The organism is Lujinxingia sediminis (assembly GCF_004005565.1).
GTDB classification, from domain to species: domain Bacteria; phylum Myxococcota_A; class Bradymonadia; order Bradymonadales; family Bradymonadaceae; genus Lujinxingia; species Lujinxingia sediminis.
This window is the reverse complement of sequence record NZ_SADD01000008.1, coordinates 1-18332: the sequence shown is the minus strand read 5'-3', so window position 1 is coordinate 18332 and position 18332 is coordinate 1. Positions and strand designations below refer to the sequence as shown.

General features: G+C 62.7%; 15 protein-coding genes. 9 read left to right on the top strand and 6 right to left on the bottom strand.

The features are described 5' to 3' along the window. The first annotated feature begins 86 nt into the window (after nt 1-86). Nucleotides 87-2720: a response regulator gene (locus EA187_RS13660; protein WP_127780624.1), complete on the top strand. Its 2634-nt coding sequence runs from the start codon at nt 87-89 to the stop codon at nt 2718-2720. 73 nt (nt 2721-2793) lie between these two features. Here EA187_RS13660 and EA187_RS13655 read toward each other — a convergent pair whose 3' ends face one another. Together EA187_RS13655 and EA187_RS13650 are read right to left on the bottom strand one after the other, a co-directional pair. Continuing rightward, on the bottom strand, nt 2794-4434 hold the full coding sequence (locus EA187_RS13655) for a cryptochrome/photolyase family protein (protein WP_164856265.1): 1641 nt from the start codon (nt 4432-4434) through the stop codon (nt 2794-2796). 209 nt (nt 4435-4643) lie between these two features. Continuing rightward, nucleotides 4644-5405, bottom strand: coding sequence for a DUF6992 family protein (locus tag EA187_RS13650; protein ID WP_127780622.1), 762 nt, complete (start codon nt 5403-5405; stop codon nt 4644-4646). Between the two features lie 116 nt (nt 5406-5521). Here EA187_RS13650 and EA187_RS13645 point away from each other — a divergent pair, with 116 nt between their 5' ends. Further along, nucleotides 5522-5992: a hypothetical protein gene (locus EA187_RS13645; protein ID WP_164856264.1), complete on the top strand. Its 471-nt coding sequence runs from the start codon at nt 5522-5524 to the stop codon at nt 5990-5992. 29 nt (nt 5993-6021) lie between these two features. Here EA187_RS13645 and EA187_RS13640 read toward each other — a convergent pair whose 3' ends face one another. The 3 genes from EA187_RS13640 to EA187_RS13630 form a co-directional block, all read right to left on the bottom strand. Next, entirely contained in the window at nt 6022-7797 is a 1776-nt protein-coding gene (locus EA187_RS13640) for a sensor histidine kinase (RefSeq protein WP_164856263.1), read from the bottom strand. 360 nt (nt 7798-8157) lie between these two features. After that, nucleotides 8158-8436 (bottom strand): hypothetical protein, encoded by a 279-nt coding sequence (locus EA187_RS13635; RefSeq protein WP_164856262.1) that lies wholly within the window; start codon nt 8434-8436, stop codon nt 8158-8160. Nucleotides 8437-8611: 175 nt separating this feature from the next. After that, nucleotides 8612-9220: a lipocalin family protein gene (locus EA187_RS13630; RefSeq protein ID WP_127780619.1), complete on the bottom strand. Its 609-nt coding sequence runs from the start codon at nt 9218-9220 to the stop codon at nt 8612-8614. A gap of 144 nt (nt 9221-9364) precedes the next feature. Between EA187_RS13630 and EA187_RS13625 the strand changes: the two genes are divergently transcribed. From EA187_RS13625 to EA187_RS13600, 6 genes are all read left to right on the top strand, one after another. Further along, entirely contained in the window at nt 9365-10156 is a 792-nt protein-coding gene (locus EA187_RS13625) for an SDR family oxidoreductase (protein ID WP_127780618.1), read from the top strand. Nucleotides 10157-10509: 353 nt separating this feature from the next. Further along, the gene (locus EA187_RS13620; RefSeq protein ID WP_127780617.1) at nt 10510-11970 is read left to right on the top strand and encodes a SulP family inorganic anion transporter; all 1461 of its coding nucleotides are present in this window, start codon (nt 10510-10512) and stop codon (nt 11968-11970) included. A gap of 276 nt (nt 11971-12246) precedes the next feature. Further along, nucleotides 12247-13119: a type 1 glutamine amidotransferase domain-containing protein gene (locus tag EA187_RS13615; protein ID WP_206524361.1), complete on the top strand. Its 873-nt coding sequence runs from the start codon at nt 12247-12249 to the stop codon at nt 13117-13119. A gap of 158 nt (nt 13120-13277) precedes the next feature. Further along, nucleotides 13278-14117, top strand: a complete 840-nt coding sequence (locus EA187_RS13610) for a hypothetical protein (protein WP_115607044.1) — start codon at nt 13278-13280, stop codon at nt 14115-14117. A gap of 237 nt (nt 14118-14354) precedes the next feature. After that, complete coding sequence (locus tag EA187_RS13605; RefSeq protein ID WP_127780616.1) at nt 14355-14990, top strand: hypothetical protein; 636 nt, start codon at nt 14355-14357, stop codon at nt 14988-14990. Between the two features lie 113 nt (nt 14991-15103). After that, nucleotides 15104-15772 (top strand): spermine/spermidine synthase domain-containing protein, encoded by a 669-nt coding sequence (locus EA187_RS13600; protein ID WP_115607047.1) that lies wholly within the window; start codon nt 15104-15106, stop codon nt 15770-15772. Between the two features lie 271 nt (nt 15773-16043). Here the strand turns inward: EA187_RS13600 and EA187_RS13595 are convergent, their stop codons facing one another. Beyond that, nucleotides 16044-16703: an IMPACT family protein gene (locus EA187_RS13595; protein WP_127780615.1), complete on the bottom strand. Its 660-nt coding sequence runs from the start codon at nt 16701-16703 to the stop codon at nt 16044-16046. Between the two features lie 248 nt (nt 16704-16951). Here EA187_RS13595 and EA187_RS13590 point away from each other — a divergent pair, with 248 nt between their 5' ends. Beyond that, the gene (locus EA187_RS13590; protein WP_115607050.1) at nt 16952-17926 is read left to right on the top strand and encodes a transposase; all 975 of its coding nucleotides are present in this window, start codon (nt 16952-16954) and stop codon (nt 17924-17926) included. Nucleotides 17927-18332: the final 406 nt, after the last annotated feature.

The window sequence follows — 18332 nt, the reverse complement described above, 5'->3', positions numbered from 1 at the left end:
CCATCGGGGGGGACAGGTGAACGCCCGCGCACATTCTGCGCCCCGCATCGGGAGCGCGATGGCCGTACCCTTTCAGGATCTCCCCTATGAGCAGCACCTCCAGCACCACCCGCAGCGGTCTTCTCGACGCGCTGCTCGCACGCGTCGCACCCAATTTCACAGAAGCTCCCGTCGAGCAGGCGTTTCGCGCGAAGATCGTCATCGTCTTCTCACTCGCGCTGGTTATCTGGGCCCCTATTTATTCGGTGATCATGTACGCGCTCAGCAGCACCTCGCTGAGCGCTGTCGGGGTGATGCTCTGTGCTGGCCTGGTCTCCGCCTCGATTTTGATGATCCGCCATAACGTCAGCTTTAACATCATCGGCAACTGGCTGGCGTTCAACGTTTACTGGTGCATGCTCTTCGTCACGATGGTCGCCGGCTTTGGCTCCCCCCCGCTTCTGTGGCTTGCCGTCGTTCCGATGTTAGCCATCCTGGTGGCCAACATCCGCTCCGGGGTCATCTGGCTGGTGCTCAGCCTGGCAGCATCGGCGACGTACTACATCCAGATCCTCTCCGGCAGTGAGCGCTCTCCCTCGCTCGGCGAGCGCGAGTCCATCATCTTCGAGATGACGGTGCTCGCCGGACTTTACGTGCTGGTCCTGAGCCTGACCCTGGCCTATGAGGCACTTAAAAACTGGGCGGTCAGCCAGATGCAACGCCGCGAGGCGCACACACGCGCCATCGTGGAGACTGCCGCTGACGGTATCCTCACCATCCGAGCCAACGGTCAAATCGAGGAACTTAACCCGGCGGCTAGCCGTATCTTCGGCTACCCACAGGAGTCCATCGTCAGCTCGCCATTCAGCGCGATCGTACCGGCGATTACCGGGCGACCGCACATGGCGAGCCCGTTGAAATCAACCGACGAGGCCACCGGCGAAGAGCCCACCCGAGGACTCTTCGCCGAGCAGCAGACCCCGCGCGGCATTGTCGCCTGGGAGGGCCAGTTGCATGAATCCGATGCGGTGCGGGCCAACGGGGAGCGTTTCCCGGTGGAGCTTTCCGTCAGCCGGATTGAAAGCGACGTAGAAGATCGACGCGTGGTGATCCTGCGCGATATTACCGAGCGCCGCCTGGCCGAGGTGGAGCTTCGCGAAGCGCGCGACGCCGCCCTCCAGGCCAGCGAGGCTAAGAGCGCCTTTCTCGCCAATACCAGCCACGAGCTTCGCACCCCGCTCAACGCCATCATCGGCTACAGCGAGCTCATCAGCGAAGAGATGGCCATGGACGGTCAGCGCGAGTACCTCGACGATCTTCAGAAGATTGGCAGCGCAGCCAACCACCTGCTCAGCCTGATCAACGGCATCCTCGACCTGGCCAAGATCGAGGCGGGCAAGATGGACATGTACCTGGAGACCATCAACCTGCCCGATCTACTCAAGAGCGTCGAAGCCACTATCAAGCCGGTCATTGAGAAAAACGGCAACCGCTTTAGCGTCGACGCCGAGCTTGCACCGACCGCAATCGTTGTGGACCTGACCAAACTGCGGCAGATCCTCTTCAACCTCCTCTCCAACGCTGCCAAATTCACTCACAACAGCGTGGTTCGGCTCAACGTCTACCGCGAATCGCTCGACAACCGCGAGTGGTGCGTCTTTGAGGTTCAAGACCGTGGTATCGGCATCTCCCCCGAGAAACTTGAGGCCCTCTTTGACGCCTTCACCCAGGCCGACGAGTCCACCACGCGTCGCTTCGGCGGCACCGGCCTTGGGCTGACGATCACTCGCCACTTCACCGAGATGATGGGCGGTGCTATCTCGGTCACAAGCCAGGTCGACGAGGGCTCCACCTTCCGGGTGCGCCTTCCCAGCAAGGTCGAGGTGGCCGAGAACGATCCGCTCATTCTCGATGAGGAGATCGATGACCTCAGCGTGGATCTTCCCGACCACGCCCCATCGGTGCTCGTCATCGACGATGACCCCACGGTGCATGCGTTGATGCGGCGCTTCCTCAACCGCGAGGGCTACCGCGTCAGCTCTGCGCTCAGCGGCACCGAAGGCCTGGAGATGGCCCGAGAGCTCCAGCCCCATGTGATCACCCTCGATGTGATGATGCCCGAGATGGACGGCTGGACGGTGCTCACCCGGCTTAAAGCCGATCCTGAGATCGCAGAGATCCCGGTGGTCATGCTCACCATCGTCAGCAACAAAAGCATGGGCTACGCGCTGGGAGCCTCGGAGTACCTGCTCAAGCCGGTGGATCGCGGCCGCCTGACCCGCGTGCTCGACATCTTCGGCCAGGGGCGAAAGAGCAACCAGAGCTTGATGATCGTCGAAGACGACGACGCCACCCGTGACGTGCTTGAGCGCACTGTGATCCAGGCCGGCTGGAAAGTAGAGAGCGCCCCCAACGGTCGCGTCGCCATGGAACTTCTGGCAGAAGGTGCCATGCCCAGCCTCATTCTCCTCGACCTGATGATGCCGGAGATGGACGGCTTTGAGGTCCTCGATCGCCTTCAGGAAAATCCACGCTGGAAAGACATCCCGGTGGTCGTGGTCACCGCCATGGATCTGAACCAGCGCGACCGCTCCCGGCTGACCCAGCGTGTGCACCACGTACTCAACAAAGGCCATTACAGCCGGGACGATCTTCTCGGGCTTGTGCGCGACGCGGTCAACCGCGGTGCGCGCAGCTCCTCCAACAACTCCCCCCTGCCATCGAACTCCGAGTCGGCCTGACCCACCCCGGCAGGCCGGCCCCCCGGTCGGCCTGCCACACACTGAACCGGCCTCTCGGCCAACCCTCTCAATGTCAGGACGACGAGAGCCCCGGGAGGCTCGCCTGGCCGCCCTTCTCCCGGAACGCCGCCGGTGCGGCGAGTTCTCCGCGCTGGAGATGCGCCCACAACACCTCGAAGACCCGGGCATCGGCGACGCGCTGCTCGTCGGAGCGACGCCGCAACGATCCCATCACAAGGTTCATTCTCCCCTGCTCTCGCAACTTCGCCTCATGCCTGGCGAGAAACGCCCAGTAGAGCGAGCGGATCGGGCAATTCGAGCCCGGGTCAAACGCGCACTTCCCGCAGTAATCACTCATCTTCGCGATGTAGTTCGCCCCGCTGATGTAGGGCTTGGTCGTAAAAAGGTCCCCCAGCGCAAAGACGCCCATGCCCAGCACGTTGGGCTCCACCACCCAGTCGTACGCGTCGATATAAAACTCCCAGAACCAGTTGGTGATCTGCCCGGGATCGACATCCAGAAGGGTCGCCAGATTGGCCAGCACCATCAGGCGCGTGATGTGGTGGCTGTAGCCCTCGTCGAGGACGGACTCGACGACTGTGTCCAGACACGTAAGGCCGGAGGCCTCGCCCCAGTAGGCTGGCGGAAGATCGTGGAAGACTTCCAGGAAGTTCGGCGATGCGCGATCGGCATTGAGTACTGCCCACGAGCCGGGCAGGTCTCGAAACCCATCGGTCTGGCGATGCACATGGCGCATAAACTCGCGCCAACCCAAGACCTGCCGCACAAATCCCTCTTTACTGTTGAGCGGGATCTCCAGGGCACACACATCCTCAATGACCCGCGCGGGCATCAGCCGATGCAGGTTCAAGGCCGCCGAGATGCGGGTATGAAACACTCCCCGCGATTGGTGGCTCATCGCGTCTTCGTAGGGGCCAAAATGCGTCATGCAGGCCTCTTTTGCCCAACACCACAACGCGTCGACGTCCTCAGCGCTGGCGGCGACGTGTTCGGGGTGAAGCGCGCCGGGATGATCCGAGAACTCCGACGCGATGAACGCCGCAACCTCCTGTGTGATGGCGTCCGGTTCGAAGTTCGGCATCTCCGGCGCAGGAGGCTCTCCCGACCAGGGCTCACGGTTCTCATCATCGAAGCTGTAGCGGCCGCCCCAAGGCGTTCCGCCATCCATCAGGAGGCCCGTTTTCTTACGCATGAAGCGATAGAACGCATCCATACGCCAGGGCCCCTCCTTATGCCGCTGGCTCCTGAGAAAATCCTCGGTGCAGGAGAGCCAGCCACTGTGGCTGTGCCAGCTCAGCAGCCCTTCATCAACCAGCGCTTGAAGTTCAGTGCGCAGTTCCCGCTCCGCCGGTTCAATCCCTTCCAGCGGCCCCAGCTCATCGCTTAGCTTCCGCAGGCATGTGGCGTAGTCGTCCGACGTCACCGCGTAGCGAACGTGCACCCCGCGTCGGGCCTGCTCCAGGGCAAAGTGGCGCTGACTGGCGAGCACCCAGAGCAGCTTTTGCTTGTGGTAGGCTCGCCGGCGACCTTTGGCCTGCGACTCAATCAGTACCAGTCCCAGCTCCTCGGCCGGGGTCGACGCCAGGGGCTCCAACTCCGCGTTGAGCTGATCGTAGGCTACGTAGACCCAGCGTCGCTCCTTCTGCGGCTGCAAGCTCTGCAGGTCACGCAACGCCTTGAAAAACACACTCATGTTCATCCTCGTGTTACGCCGTGAGCTATCGTTGATGCCGCGTCTCCTGCATCGAGAGCACCGGGGGCAGCGTCGCGAAGCCTCGATGATGCGAAAGCATCGTCTCAAGTTTTGCGCCTTGCCCGCGCCACGCTCGATCTCGCATCCAGCGCCATCAACGTCTGCTCACAGCGTCGTAACAACCATCCTTTGAGCTCATGCTGCCGATACTAGAAATGCACGCCGTACCCCAGATGCAGCCCTCCCTCGGGCTCCATCCCCAGCTGAAGCCCCTCGAGGTAGCGCGCCGAGGCGCGTCGCTGCAGCGCGAAGAGCGTGCTGTCGAAGACGAGTAAAAACGCTCCCTGGAGCAGCAGCGAGGGCCCGTAGCCCCGGAGTCGATCATCATCACGACGCAGGCCCCGCTCCCACATAAACGCACCCGAAGCCATGTAGGCCACGTTGAGGCCGATATTGATCGCCAGGATGCGCTCAAACGAGCGCCCTTCCTCCAGAGTCTCCAGGCCATCGAAACGCGATGCATCGTCGCGCAACGCAGCGCGAAGCCCGAATCCGGCAATGGCGGCGTTGACCACGTTCCAGGCGGCGTTCATCTGGTGGAAGTAACGCCGGGGGCCGTCACTCACCAGGTAGCCGGCGGTGCCTACCCCGATGTTCAGCGCCGACCAACCGAGCAACACACCCATGCCACGGGCCTGACGATCGAGGCGCGACTGGTTAACCCGGCGCAACTCGGCGGGAGGAGGCCAGCGGGTGACGCCTGGCGAGACGTGCGCCGAGGCTGGCGGGAGCAGAGAACGCGCCCGGGGGCCGGGTTCAGGTTCGGCCTCCGCCTGCGCCCCCTGCTGCTCACTCGCCAGCGCCGGACGGCTCAGCGCGGCGACGGCACAGAAGGTTGCCGCGGTGAGCGCCCCCGCCCAGAGCGCACCTTTGATGAGTCCTCCTGCTCTCCACGTCCTTGCCTCTCGCACCCTCGCTCCTTCATGCTTGACGCCTCCCGACCCGGCCTCAGGGTTGGCCACCGGGGATCACCGTTGCTACGTTCGACTCGAGGGAAGGGTAAACGCATTTTCAGGAGTTCAAGACCATGATCCCCCATCTTCTCGCGATTGACCTGGGGTTGCGCTGCGGCTTCGCCACCTACACCGCCGAGGGCCGCCTGCTGCGCTACCGATCGACGAACTTCGGATCCAAACGCCGGTTGCGCGACGCGGCCTGGGCGGTGCTCCGTGACGAGGCTCCACTGGCCTATCTGGTGCTCGAAGGCGACCGGGGGTTAGCCGAGATCTGGCAGAAAACCGCAGCACGCCAGGGCGCTGAGACCCTGCAGGTGGCCCCGGAGCACTGGCGCGAGGCGCTCCTCCTCGATCGTCAGCAGCGCAGCGGTGCCGGAGCCAAGGCCGCCGCCGACCAGGTCGCTCGCCAGGTCATCGCCTGGTCAGGCGCCCCGGCCCCCACCACACTTCGGCACGACGCGGCTGAAGCCATCCTGATCGGCCTGTGGGGTGTTCACGCCGTCGGTTGGCTGAGCGCGTTCCCCGAGCGCATTGCGACGTAATTCGAAAGCTCCAACAGCGGCTCGACCGCTCATGACGCGGACGTCTCTGCGGTACTGCGCGTCGCCTCCTGGTGTTGCGGCAGCCGAATCGTCGCCCGCGTCCCCCTTCCCGGCTCACTCTCAAGGTGCAGTGTGCCGCCGAACTCCTCCACGATCTCGCGACTCACAAAGAGCCCGAGCCCGGTGCCCCGCCCGGGTTCCTTGGTGGTATAGAAGGGCTCGAAGACCCGCTCCAATGTCTCTGGCGCCATCCCCGGCCCGTTATCACATACCTCAATGCAGGCGTGATCCGCGGAGGCGAATGTCGTGACCTCCACCAGGTTGCGCTGCCGTTCCTCCGAGTTCATGGCGTGTGCCGCGTTGATCAGCAGGTTGAGCACCACCTGACTTAAACGCCGCCGGCTGGCCATCACCTCGCCACACGCTTCCAACGCCATCTGGAGCCGGGCCACGTGCAGCACTTCCGCGCGCGCCCAGCGCAGCGCGCCCTCCACAGACAGGCGCGGATCAAGCACTTCGCCGCGGGACTCACCTTCGCGCCCAACCTCTTTGAGATCGCGGGTGATCTCGATGGCCCGCTCCACCCCCTTGCGTGCGTCCCGCAGTGAGGCATGCACGTCGGCAGCCGCCGCCGCATCCAACTCAGGCCGGTCGGTGATATCCTCCAGAAGCTCGCTTAGAAAGTCGAGGTTCGCCTGCACGTAGCTAAGAGGGGTGTTGATCTCGTGGGCCACACCGGCCGCCAGCGTTCCCATCGTCACCAGGCGATCGGTGTCGATCGCCCGGGCCATCGATGCCTCGCGCTCACGCACATCGCGCAGCGTAGCGATCAGGGCATCGCGCCCCAGAAAGCGGGCGCGCAGCGCCCGGGCTTCGACCGGCACCGCAGCGGCTGCATCATCTCCGGGCTCGCGCAAACGCAACGCCACCGCCTCCCCATGCTCCAGGGCCTGCTGCAAGAGCGCCGACACGTCGTATCCCGGTGCGCCGATCGTCTCCATGTGCTTCCCGACAAGCTCCAGCCCTCGACGCAACGCCAGCATCCTGGCCAGGGCGTCATTGGCGAAGATGATCCCGCTATCATGAAGCACCATCACCCCATCCGGGCTGCGCTCCACCAGCGTTCGAAAGCTCTCCTCAGACTCTTGCAGCGCGTCGTAACTCTCACGAAGACGTTCGCCCTGAGCCTGTAACTCCTCCATAAAGGCGCGGCTGGCCAGCGCAGCATCCGAAAAGCGTCGCAGACGCGCCAGCAGCGAGAGGGAGGGCGGATAGTCGACCTGAAACGTCGCCCGCCTCACGCCGAAGACGTAATGGGCCCGCGCTGGCGCCATCCCGACCAACGCTGGTCCGTGGCGCAAGAACTCGCCGCAGATACGAAAAAACACCGGGCAATCGCGAACATCCGGCGGCAACGTCGTCACCACCCGAAACCCCAGGTTCCCTAACTCCTCCACCTCGAATCGAAGCAGCGGGAACATCATCGGCCCGAACACGTGGTTGGCCATCTTGTAAAAAAGCTGCGGGCTGCAGAAAAGCCCGCCCACCCGCATAAAATTACGAAAAGGATTTTGCTCCAGATAGCGCCGGGTCATTGCCGGAACGAACGCGCCACCAAGTGCCTCCTCCATACGCTCCAGGAAGATCGCAAAGCTCTCCCAGGGCACCCGCATATAAGCTGTGCGCTGCACGGCCTTCAGATCGAGCTCAAGGCCTTGCGCGAGCGCTTCCACATCGAGCCCTTCGTCCATGGCCACGTCGACAGCCAAAGCAAGGGGCTGGCTCAAAATATATCGCGCGGCCATCTCGTCCTCGTCACAGGTTTTCCCAACGTCATGGTTTCCCCTCCACCCCGGAGCAATCATCGTGTCCCATGCATCGAGTGTGACAATTTGTTCGCAACGCCACAACCGGTAACTCCCCCCACGCTCCAACTGTTGAGACCCCGTGCACCGAGACCTGTTTCATCCCGGAAACACATCCGGCGCAGCGCTGCATCCCCCTGCTTCATCTCGTGAGAGAGCCCCTACCAGGCGACTCCCGGGCCCCCCAACCGGGGAGGCCCCCTCAGCATGTGCGCTATTTTACATCACGGCAAAACAGACCACGTGATGTCTACAGGTAAGAACATAGAACGACCGGGGGTCACGCCGACCGGGGGGCACTTAATCCGCCAGACACTGACCTCGATCACAGATCCCCGGAGGCGCGCAGACCTCCCCGCAGCCGCCGCAATGAAACGCGTCCGATTGCAGGTCCACACACTCCCCATTGCAGGGCGTCGTGCCAGCCGGACAAAGCGATCGTCGCATCTCACGCTCACGATCCCGATCGGCTGCATTCTGCTCCGCCAGGTTCTCACCGGGATCAGGATTGAGATCGTTGTAGGAGCCCCGCGCGCAGCTCAGCGTTGCTAACGCAACAACGCCGGCCAGTAGCGCCACTCTCCACCTCCTCCTCAACCGACCTAACATGACTGAAACTTCACGGCTCATCGCGTACTCCCTGTCCTGCTGCCACTCCAATGGTGTTTTCCCGGTCAGCGTAGCTCACCGGCGCCCGCATGCGGCCAGGTGCACCACCTGACGCTCGATTCCCCAGGTCGCGAATGTGAACCGTCTATTCGGAGGCGTCGGCCACCTCCGGCGGCAGCTTCACCTCACAGCGTTGCCCGCTTTCATCCCTCTGAGGCGTCGCGCGCAACGCTCCCACCGGAAAGCCACGCCTGTCCAGCCCATCATAGATCTGCGCGAAGGTTTGCGCATTGATGCAGGGCGTGCGGCTCAAGATCCATAACTTCTCCTGCTCCGGTCCGGAGACCGCCGCCCACCGATAGCCCCCGTCGAGCGCGACCACCCAGTAAGGACTCTTAAAGGGCCAGAAGAAACGCACGTTCAACTTCGCCGGATCGCGCTCATCGCTCACCCACGCTCGCCCGGTGATATCGCTGACCTTGCCATCAAAACCTCCCTTGAGGCAGCGGTTATACACGCGGATATCCCCATCGCCGCGCAGCGAATAGGTCGCCGTCGTTCCCACACACCCGCGTTGCGCGCGCAGCGGCACCGAGGCCAGCTCATACCAGGTGCCCAGGTAGCGCTCGATTTCCAGGTTATCAACCACCTTCACATCCGTGCCGACGCCGGAAGCGCTGGCGCAGCCGGCCACCCAGAGCGCTCCCAGCGCCACTGCCGAGAGCGACACAATCACTTTGATCGCTGTTGCCATCCTGCACTCCTCGCCAGATCGCCCGATACACGTCCGCGCGCCCTCTTAAAAAACCGCGCGCCTTGCCATGGCCTAAGTTCGTTCCGAGCTTTGGGCAGTCAACGCACTCGCTCCCGTGATCCTCTCGACGATGGATGCCGCACCATGCCCGACGCGCAATGGACCTCCTTTCCAAACCGGAGCTTCGCCCTGATTCAGGGCGCCAGCCGCGGCCTTGGCCTGGCGATGACCCGCGCCCTGCTCGCCACATCGCGCTTTACCCGGATCTTTGCCTGCTCGCGCAGCGCAACGACCGCCTCCGGGCTGGCGGAGCTTCGAGAGCAGCACCCCGGGCGCTTGATCTGCATCGACCTGGATGTGACTCGCGAACACACCATCGCCGCGGCCGCCCGCGAGATCGGAACCCAGACCGACCGCCTGCATCTGGTCTGCAACGTGGCCGGACTCCTCCACGATGCGTCCCATCACATCACCCCGGAGAAACGCCTCAGCGACCTCGACCCGGATGCGTTCAACGAACTGATGCACGTCAACGCTCTGGGCCCCGCCCTCGTCGTGAAACATCTTATCCCGCTGCTGCGCCACACAGAGCGCACGATCATCGCTAACCTTTCGGCACGGGTCGGTAGCATCGGCGACAACAACCTGGGCGGCTGGTACAGCTACCGCGCATCCAAAGCCGCTCAAAATATGCTCACGCGCACCATGGCCATTGAACTCGGCCAACATCGACGCATGGGAGAGCTTATCTGTGTGGCGCTGCACCCCGGGACGGTCGCCACCGACCTCTCAAAGCCCTATCGGGCCCACGTCCCCGACTCAAAGCTCTTCTCGACGGAGCGCGCCGCGACACAACTTCTCGAAATCATCGATGGCCTGCGCCCGGAAGACTCCGGCAGCTTCTTTGCCTGGGACGGCTCTGCCATCCCCTGGTAGCCCGATGACGCATCCTGGTGACTCTGCCATTTCCGGAACGCCGGGCGCACTGCCGAGTTCGTGGCACACGAGCCCCCCGCGCCAACTTCGCCTTGCGCATCTCCCCACGTTGCGTTAACTCGCCGATTCCTGCGCTCTAAGCTCGAGTTAGAAGCTGGCGCGCGCGTCTCAAGACGCCTCCGTCCACCTTCTGTTCGCTGTGCCCCTTTAACAGCCATCGCAAGGTTAGCCCCCTGCCCGACCTCGGCCGGGAGAACGCGCCGCTATGCCCCACCACCGGCGACCTGGCGCGTTTTGTGGTTTGGAGTCGTCAGACCTCCCCTCTTCCTTCTTCATGTTCCAAGGCAGACGTTTTGCATCCCGCTCTTCAATCCTTTCGTGGCACGTGGTTCTTCAACATCCGCGGCGACATCCTGGCTGGCATCACCGTCGCTCTGGCGCTGATCCCGGAGGCCATCGCGTTTTCGATTATCGCGGGCGTCGACCCGATGGTGGGCCTTTACGCCTCCTTCTGCATTGCGGTCACGACGGCCATCGCCGGCGGCCGCCCCGGCATGATCTCAGCGGCGACCGGAGCAATGGCCCTCCTGATGGTCACGCTCGTGGCCGACCACGGGTTGGAGTATTTGCTGGCCGCCACCATCCTCACCGGGGTCATTCAGATCATCGCCGGTGCCTTAAAGCTGGGGCGCTTCATCACCTTCATCCCCCACTCGGTGATGCTGGGCTTTGTCAACGCTCTGGCCATTCTGATCTTTATGGCGCAGCTTCCTCATTTTGAGGGCGCTGGCTGGCTGATGTACGCCCTGGTCGCCGCGACCCTGGCGATCATCTACGGCCTGCCTCGAATCACCCGCGCGCTTCCCTCGGCGCTGGTTGCGATCGTCATCATCACCGCCCTCGTGCTCTTCGCCGGCTGGGAGCTTAAGACCGTCGGCGATATGGGCCAGGTCACGCGCGCGCTGCCACTTTTTGCGCTGCCGAAGGTCGCGCTCTCCATGGAGACGCTGCTCATCATCCTGCCCTACTCGCTGCCCCTGGCGATGGTCGGAATGCTGGAGTCGCTGCTCACCGCCTCGATTGTCGATGATATGACCGATACCCGAAGCGATAAAAACAAAGAGCTGCGCGGTCAGGGCATTGCCAACTGTATCGCCGGATGTTTCGGCGGGATGGCCGGCTGCGCGATGATCGGCCAGTCGGTGATCAATGTGAAAAGCGGCGGTCGCGGCCGACTCTCCTCGCTGGTTGCCGGCGTCTTTTTGATGTTTTTGATCCTGGTACTCGGCGACGTGGTCATGCGTATCCCGATGGCCGCGCTCGTCGGGGTCATGATCATGGTCAGCGTCGGCACCTTTGATTGGAACTCCCTGCTCGATATTCGCAAAATTCCGGCGGCCGACTCGGTGGTCATGCTCTCCACGGTCGCCACCGTCGTCTACACCCATGACCTGGCAAAAGGCGTGGCGGTGGGGGTCATTCTCGGAGCCATCATCTTCGGGTGGCGCATCGCACGGCTTACGATTGCCGACGACCTTCTTGAAGGCGGCAGCAAACGCTACCGGATCCAGGGCCAGATGTTTTTTGCGACCTGCACCGATTTCAGCGAGACCTTCGATGTCCAGGCCGACCCAGAACGCATCGAGATCGACTTCTCTGCCTCCCACGTCTGGGACCACTCGGCGGTCGCTGCTATCGCGCGGATCATCGCCAAGTACAATGCTCTGGGCAAGGACGTCGTCCTCACCGGTCTGAACGCCGAGAGCCAGAGCCTGATCGATCGCGTGGGCCTGGTCTCGACCACCGGCCACTGACACCGCATAATCGCGGGGGGGGGCGAGTCATCGGCCTGGCTTCGGAAGGCTGACTCCCGGTCGCCTCAAAGCGTGCTCTGAGACCAACCCCGGGGCGCCTCTGCGCCAGCACCATCGCCGCTATTCGAACTCTATGGCGAGCATGGTTGACGTGGTGGGCTCCGGTCGAAAAGAACGTTCTTGCCTGTGCTGAACCGGTGCGCAGGATACTTCTTTGTTCACCTCGGTGAGGCGCGCTCACCACCGGCTCCCATCCACCTCGGACACGGTCGATTCATGCCCCTGCTCGCATCCATCTTCCGCCTTGCCACGCTCATTCTCTTCCCTGTCGCGCTTATCGCCTGCGCCACCGGAGCGTCGAGTGCGCCGCAGGGCGAGAGCGGCTCTCGTGACGCACTCGCGCCCTCCAACGAGGACTCCTCGGAGCGTGACGACCGCGGCGAGCAAGGCAAGATCCTGTTTGTGCTCACCAACCATACGATGCTTGGTGATACCGACACACCGACCGGTTACTACCTCAGCGAAGTCACCCATCCCTGGTCTGTGCTTACCGAGGCCGGCTATACCATCGACTTTGCAAGTCCGCAGGGAGGTCCGGTTGCTGCCGATCCGAAAAGCCTGGATATGGACGACCCGATCAACGCCCGTTTCTGGGAAGACAACGCTCTGCGCAGCCAGCTTGATACGACGCTGGCCATCCATCAGGTTGTCCCCGAACATTACCGGGCGATCTTCTTTGCCGGCGGCCATGGCACCATGTGGGATTTCGCCGACAGTGCCGCGGTGCAACGGGTCACCGCTCGCATCTGGGAGGCTGGCGGAACCGTCGCTGCGGTCTGCCACGGCCCGGCGGCTCTCCTGAATGTGCAACTCTCCGACGGTCAATGGCTTGTCGCCGATCGAGAAGTCACCGGCTTTACCGATGCCGAAGAGCGCGCCGTGGAGCTCGATCAGGTCGTCCCCTTTCTGCTGGAGAGCGAACTTCGGGAGCGCGGCGCAAACTTTGAGGGAGCCGACAATTTTCAGGAAAACGTGGTCGTTGACGGACGGCTGATCACCGGCCAAAACCCGGCCTCCGCCACAGGCGTCGGAGAAGCGATCGTGGAGGTTCTCAACACCAGCCATGACACGCCTGACGTCGCCTATTAATGCGCTGAATTTAGCGCACACCTCAGACGTCGTACGCTGGTGTACCCTGTCCTCTCTCAGTGGAGCTCATCGTGACCTGCTCGTCGTCATCTCTGATATCGCCCGGCCTGCTTCAAAGCCGCCTCTCTCACACAACCTGCGCGCTCCTGCTGAGCCTGTTGAGCGTAGGTTGCGATCGCACGGCGCCCGCCCCGGAGCAGGTCACCGAGACCTCCCAGGAGCTCTCTTCGCCGTATCAGGCCCCTGAAGGAGGTGACACAGGCGCGGCGGCACCACTCCCCTTCCCATCCAACGACTGGAGCTGCGATCTGGCCAGCGCCGAGCGCGCCCAGGCCTGGATCGACGCCACTCGCCCCGCTGCGGAAAGTCAAACGCTGCGCGACATCGCACCACTCAGCCCCACCCGGCAGACACCGCGCATCCTCATCGGTATCAGCGACTCCACGCTGAGTCTGTTGCGCCGAGACTTCAACGACGATCTCAGCGCGGCGGCCGACGCTCTTCGGCAGGCGCAGCAACAACACTCCGGTGGAGAGCCACCAGCAATCGCCTTCCGTATCGACGGGCCCACCTCTGCCGAGCGCATGAAGAGCGTTCTTACGTCGTTTCGCAACGAACTGGGTGACTCGGTACTCTTTGTGGTTCCCGCACCGGCGCCCGTAGAGCGGGCGGCCCCTCCGAATGAAGACGCGATCCGGCGAGCCGCTGCTTCCGGCCACCTTGCCAACCCTCAAACGTGCCCCGCCGTCGATCTTCTCATCGAACGTGTGGCGACCCGGCCCCCTGACGAAAGCTCCGCGGCAGTTCGAAACGAACTGGTCGATGCGTGGATGACATGCGAGTGTCAGCCTGATCTCGAAGCCCTGCTTGCAAAGTTGATCTGGCCCGCTCCCGGACGTCAGCCGGTCCTGGTAGGCCAAATCTCCACCGAGAAGCTTCAGACCATGCTCGCCGACGAGCAGCCGGCCTGGACCGAACTTTCCAGCACGCTTCGCTAGTCCTGCCCGACTCCTCTGACCAGGACGGATGTCATGCTCGGCAACCAACGCCCTACCACGGACACGCAACCACCACCCGCGGCACATGCTCCAGCGCCAGCCCCACTCCCGGCCCCGCTGACGCGTACCGAGGCTCGTCTCGCGATTCCTTCTGACTGGTGGCACGAGTGGAGGTCCGGCAACGCACTTCAACAGCGGGCAAAACGCATCTTCAACCTGCCCTCCGCGCTCTTCCTGATGGCGCGATGGTGTGCGCTTGCAGTCGTCATCTGCGTGGCGTTCTCCTGGTGGCTCTTTGCGCCGCTGAGCCTGATTCCTCAGGCTCTACTCATCCTATACGGCGCCATCATTGGCCTGGGGCTCGGAGCCACCTGGGGAGCTGTGCGCGTCGTCGACCTCGCCATGGAGAACATCTGGCAACTGGTCGTGATGGTGTTCGAAGGTCTCAAGTCAGCGCTGGCCGAGATCGATACCCTTCGCCGAGGCAAACTCTCCGCCAGCGCTCTCCAGAAACTTTCACTCACCCTGTACCAGGGATTGCTCTACCCGGTCGTGCGTCGTGCGGCGCAGCAAGCCGCGGGGGTCTTCGCTCGCCCTGTGACCTGGGCTCTCGACAAAACCATCGCGCGTCTGATCTCCCGCATGCTTCGCGTCTCAGCCTCCAAACCACCCCAAACTCTTCCCTCCTCTGAATCGACGATGGCTGGGCCGGCTGGCACGGCGCTCGAAACCCTCGACGCTGCGCACACACGACTTCTAAGCCTGCGAAGCAAAACCCGAACAATCGCTCTAGCGCCGCTTGTCGCCCTCGCCACACTAAACTCCCTGTTGATGACGACTCCAGTCGTGGGCATCTACCTGCTTTTGAACTAGCGTTCCCATCGCGCAAAACGTTAAGAGTTCGAGCAAGAACACGTGACCCGTGCATCAATGACTTCCCCTGTGCCCGTCGACACTTCCCAGCCTGCCCCCTCTGTGAGATTCGCATGAAACCGTGGTTCACCCTGGAGCGCACGACGCTTCCCGATGGCGGAGAACTCCTCCTTCAACAACGTGACCGGGAGTACGTGCTTCGCGCCCACGGCATCGAATTGATGACCTCGCGCGCCCATGGCTCGGAAGACGACCTTGGCACCCGCGGAGTCGCCCCGATCGCCCACCGACCCAACGCCCGTGTCCTCATCGGCGGACTTGGCATGGGATTTACGTTGCGGGCCGCCCTGGATGCCCTTCGTGCCGATGCCCGGGTCTTCATCAGCGAGCTCGTCCCTGAGATCATCACATGGAATCGCGGTGTCCTGGCCCCCCTCGCCAACAGCCCTCTCGATGATCCGCGTGTCACGCTGCTGGAAGGCGACGTGACAGCGCATATTGCCCGTACACAGACACGCTTCGATGCGATTCTTCTGGATGTCGACAACGGACCAGAAGCCCTCACTGCCCGCGAGAATGACGGCCTCTACGGGGCGACCGGCCTGGAGCGGGCCTTTCACGCTCTGAGTTCGGGTGGAGTCCTCGGCGTCTGGTCGGTCTCCGATGACCAGGCCTTCTCCCGGCGCCTCAAAAAAGCGCGCTTTCAGGTCAAACGCCACACGTCGTACGCCGCCGGCGATCGTGGCCGCCGACACCTTGTATGGATTGCGACACGTCCCTGACGGCGAACGCCCCCCACTGGTGAAGCATAGGAGTCGATTGGCCCTCTCGTTCGCGTTGCACGCACGCCCGGGGGTCAGGAGCACGACCCGGGGTCAGGAGCACGACCCGGGGTCAGGAGCACGACCCGGGGTCAGGAGCACGACCCGAGGTCAGGAGCACGACCCGGGGTCAGGAGCACGACCCGGGGTCAGGAGCACGACCCGGGGTCAAGACCCTGGCTCGCGGCAATCCACCATCCTTTCAGCGCTCCATACCAACGCATTCACGTCGTTAAGATGTGCCAGCCGGGACTGTCTCCACAAGCACATCACGCTCGTCGCGCTGCAACAACGCTGCAAGGCGAGTTTCAATCATCTGGCGATCGACGCAGCGAATCGCCAGCCGCATACACACCTCTGCGCCATAATGCGTTTCAATGACGCGCACGCCCTGCTGACCGTCGAGCAGGTGCTCAACCTGAGCCTGAACCGAGTAGGGAACGACCAAGTCCGCAACCACCTCCGGGAACCGCTCAACCGCAACAGCGTCGTCCAACGCCATTCTCGCTGCTTCTCGATACGCACGAGCGAGCCCCCCGACTCCGAGCTTTATTCCGCCAAAGTAGCGCACGACAACGACCAACGTATCGCATAGCTCGCGCCCCTGAAGGATCTGAAGCATCGGAAACCCGGCGCTTCGACCAGGCTCCCCATCATCCACACCGCGCTCAACCTGCTCGACTCCCCGTCCGATCCGCAACGCGTAGCAGACATGACGCGCGTCATGAAATCGCCGTCGTATCTCGTCAACACGTGCCAACGCCTCGCCTTCCGTCACGACTCGACTGGCAAACCCGATAAACCTGCTTCGCTCAACGACCAACTCCGACTCACCCTGACTCTCAAGGGTCCAGTAGGGCTGCGAACTACTCTCAAACCCGTCTCCTTGCATCGTCCACCTCGCCCTTTTCGACACTGCTCAAGTTGACTCCCGGTTCCCCTCCTGACTCCCGGTCCCCCTGAAGAGCAGGGCACATCATCTACTCACGTTTCACATGTGAAACATCTACCTGCTCAACGCTCTCGCGCCTCAAAACGTCCTACGACGGCAAAAAAGTAGGGCTCTCACGCAAAGCTCTCCGAAGGCACGCGATAACAGACACACAGCGCTGTTAACGTCACCTCTCTTGGAGAACTACCATGACCGCGCCCCGTCAACACCTACCTGACCAACTGGTTTTTATCACACGACGCACCTCGGAACGACGCTTCTTTCTGCGTCCTGACGCGGAGCTTGCGGAACTAACGGCTTACGCTTTCGCGCGAGCGGCTACCCGCCACGGCCAGTCGATTCACGCGGTAACCGTCATGTCCAACCATATCCATCTCGTCATCACGGACAACACCGGCGAGCGCAGCAATATGGCTCGCGACAGCTTTGCGAGCATTGCGCGAGCTCGCAACAAGGCGCTTGAGCGAAAAGGTCATTTCTGGGAAGCGGGCACCTACTGTGATTGCGTTTTGCTCGACCAGGACGCCAGCGATCGTAAACTTATCTACACCCTTCTAAACCCGGTGCGAGCAGGCGTTGTCGATCGTCTTGAAGACTGGCCAGGCTTTATGATCCAGCCCAAAGACTGGGGAAAGCCCCTCCAGATTCCCCGCCCGTCCAGATTTTTCGGCGATACGGCTCCGGAGTTTATCGAGCTGACTCCTGAACCTCCTCCTGGCTACGAGGACTGGCCCCTCGACAAAACGATTGCCCATTTCGAAGCTCGCATCGAAGAAGCTCGCCTTGAGATTCTCGCCGAACGTCAGAAGGGCAGTGAGACGACTCAATACTCCAGTGAGGTGCTCCAACAGCTCGATCCCTATACCTCGCCCGACACGCCGACACCCTCACGCAGCTTCATTCCCCGATTTGCCACCACAGATGCTGAACTCATGCGCCGCGCCGAAGCTGCCCGCCGCGACTTTCTCGAAGCCTATGCCTTTCAACGCAGTCGATGGAAAGCCGGCAAGCGTGACTGCACGTTCCCATGCGGAACAATCGCGCTTCGACGGCACAGTGCCGTACCATGTGCTCCGGCCCCCTCGGACAGTCCACTCACGCAGGTCGCCCGCCTCTCCCGAATCAAAAAATATGCGCGCAGATGCCTGCTAAGCTCGCCATGAACGTATAGAACGCGAGATGCCCCCCGTCGTCCGGCTTCACTTCTCCGGCGCATCGCCTGCTATGCCTACCCCCTCGGCCATTCGGCACTCGACTCAAGTCCACCGAGGCGCCCTGGCCACTCGCATACCACCTCTCGGTGCTATGAAGGCCCTCGTGCGTCCATGTCACGGACCCGCTCGGGTGAACCCAATCCCCTGGGTGCTATCACGCCACACATCGACGCATTTAAGCATCGATCTGAACCTTCCTTCGTTCTTCCAGCTCCCGGTTGTCCCACCCTGACCCCCGGTCGTCCCACACTGACCCCCGGTCGTCCCACACTGACCCCCGGTCGTCTCACACTGACCCCCGGTCGTCTCACACTAACCCCCGGTCGTCCCATAATGACCCCCGGTCGTCTCACAC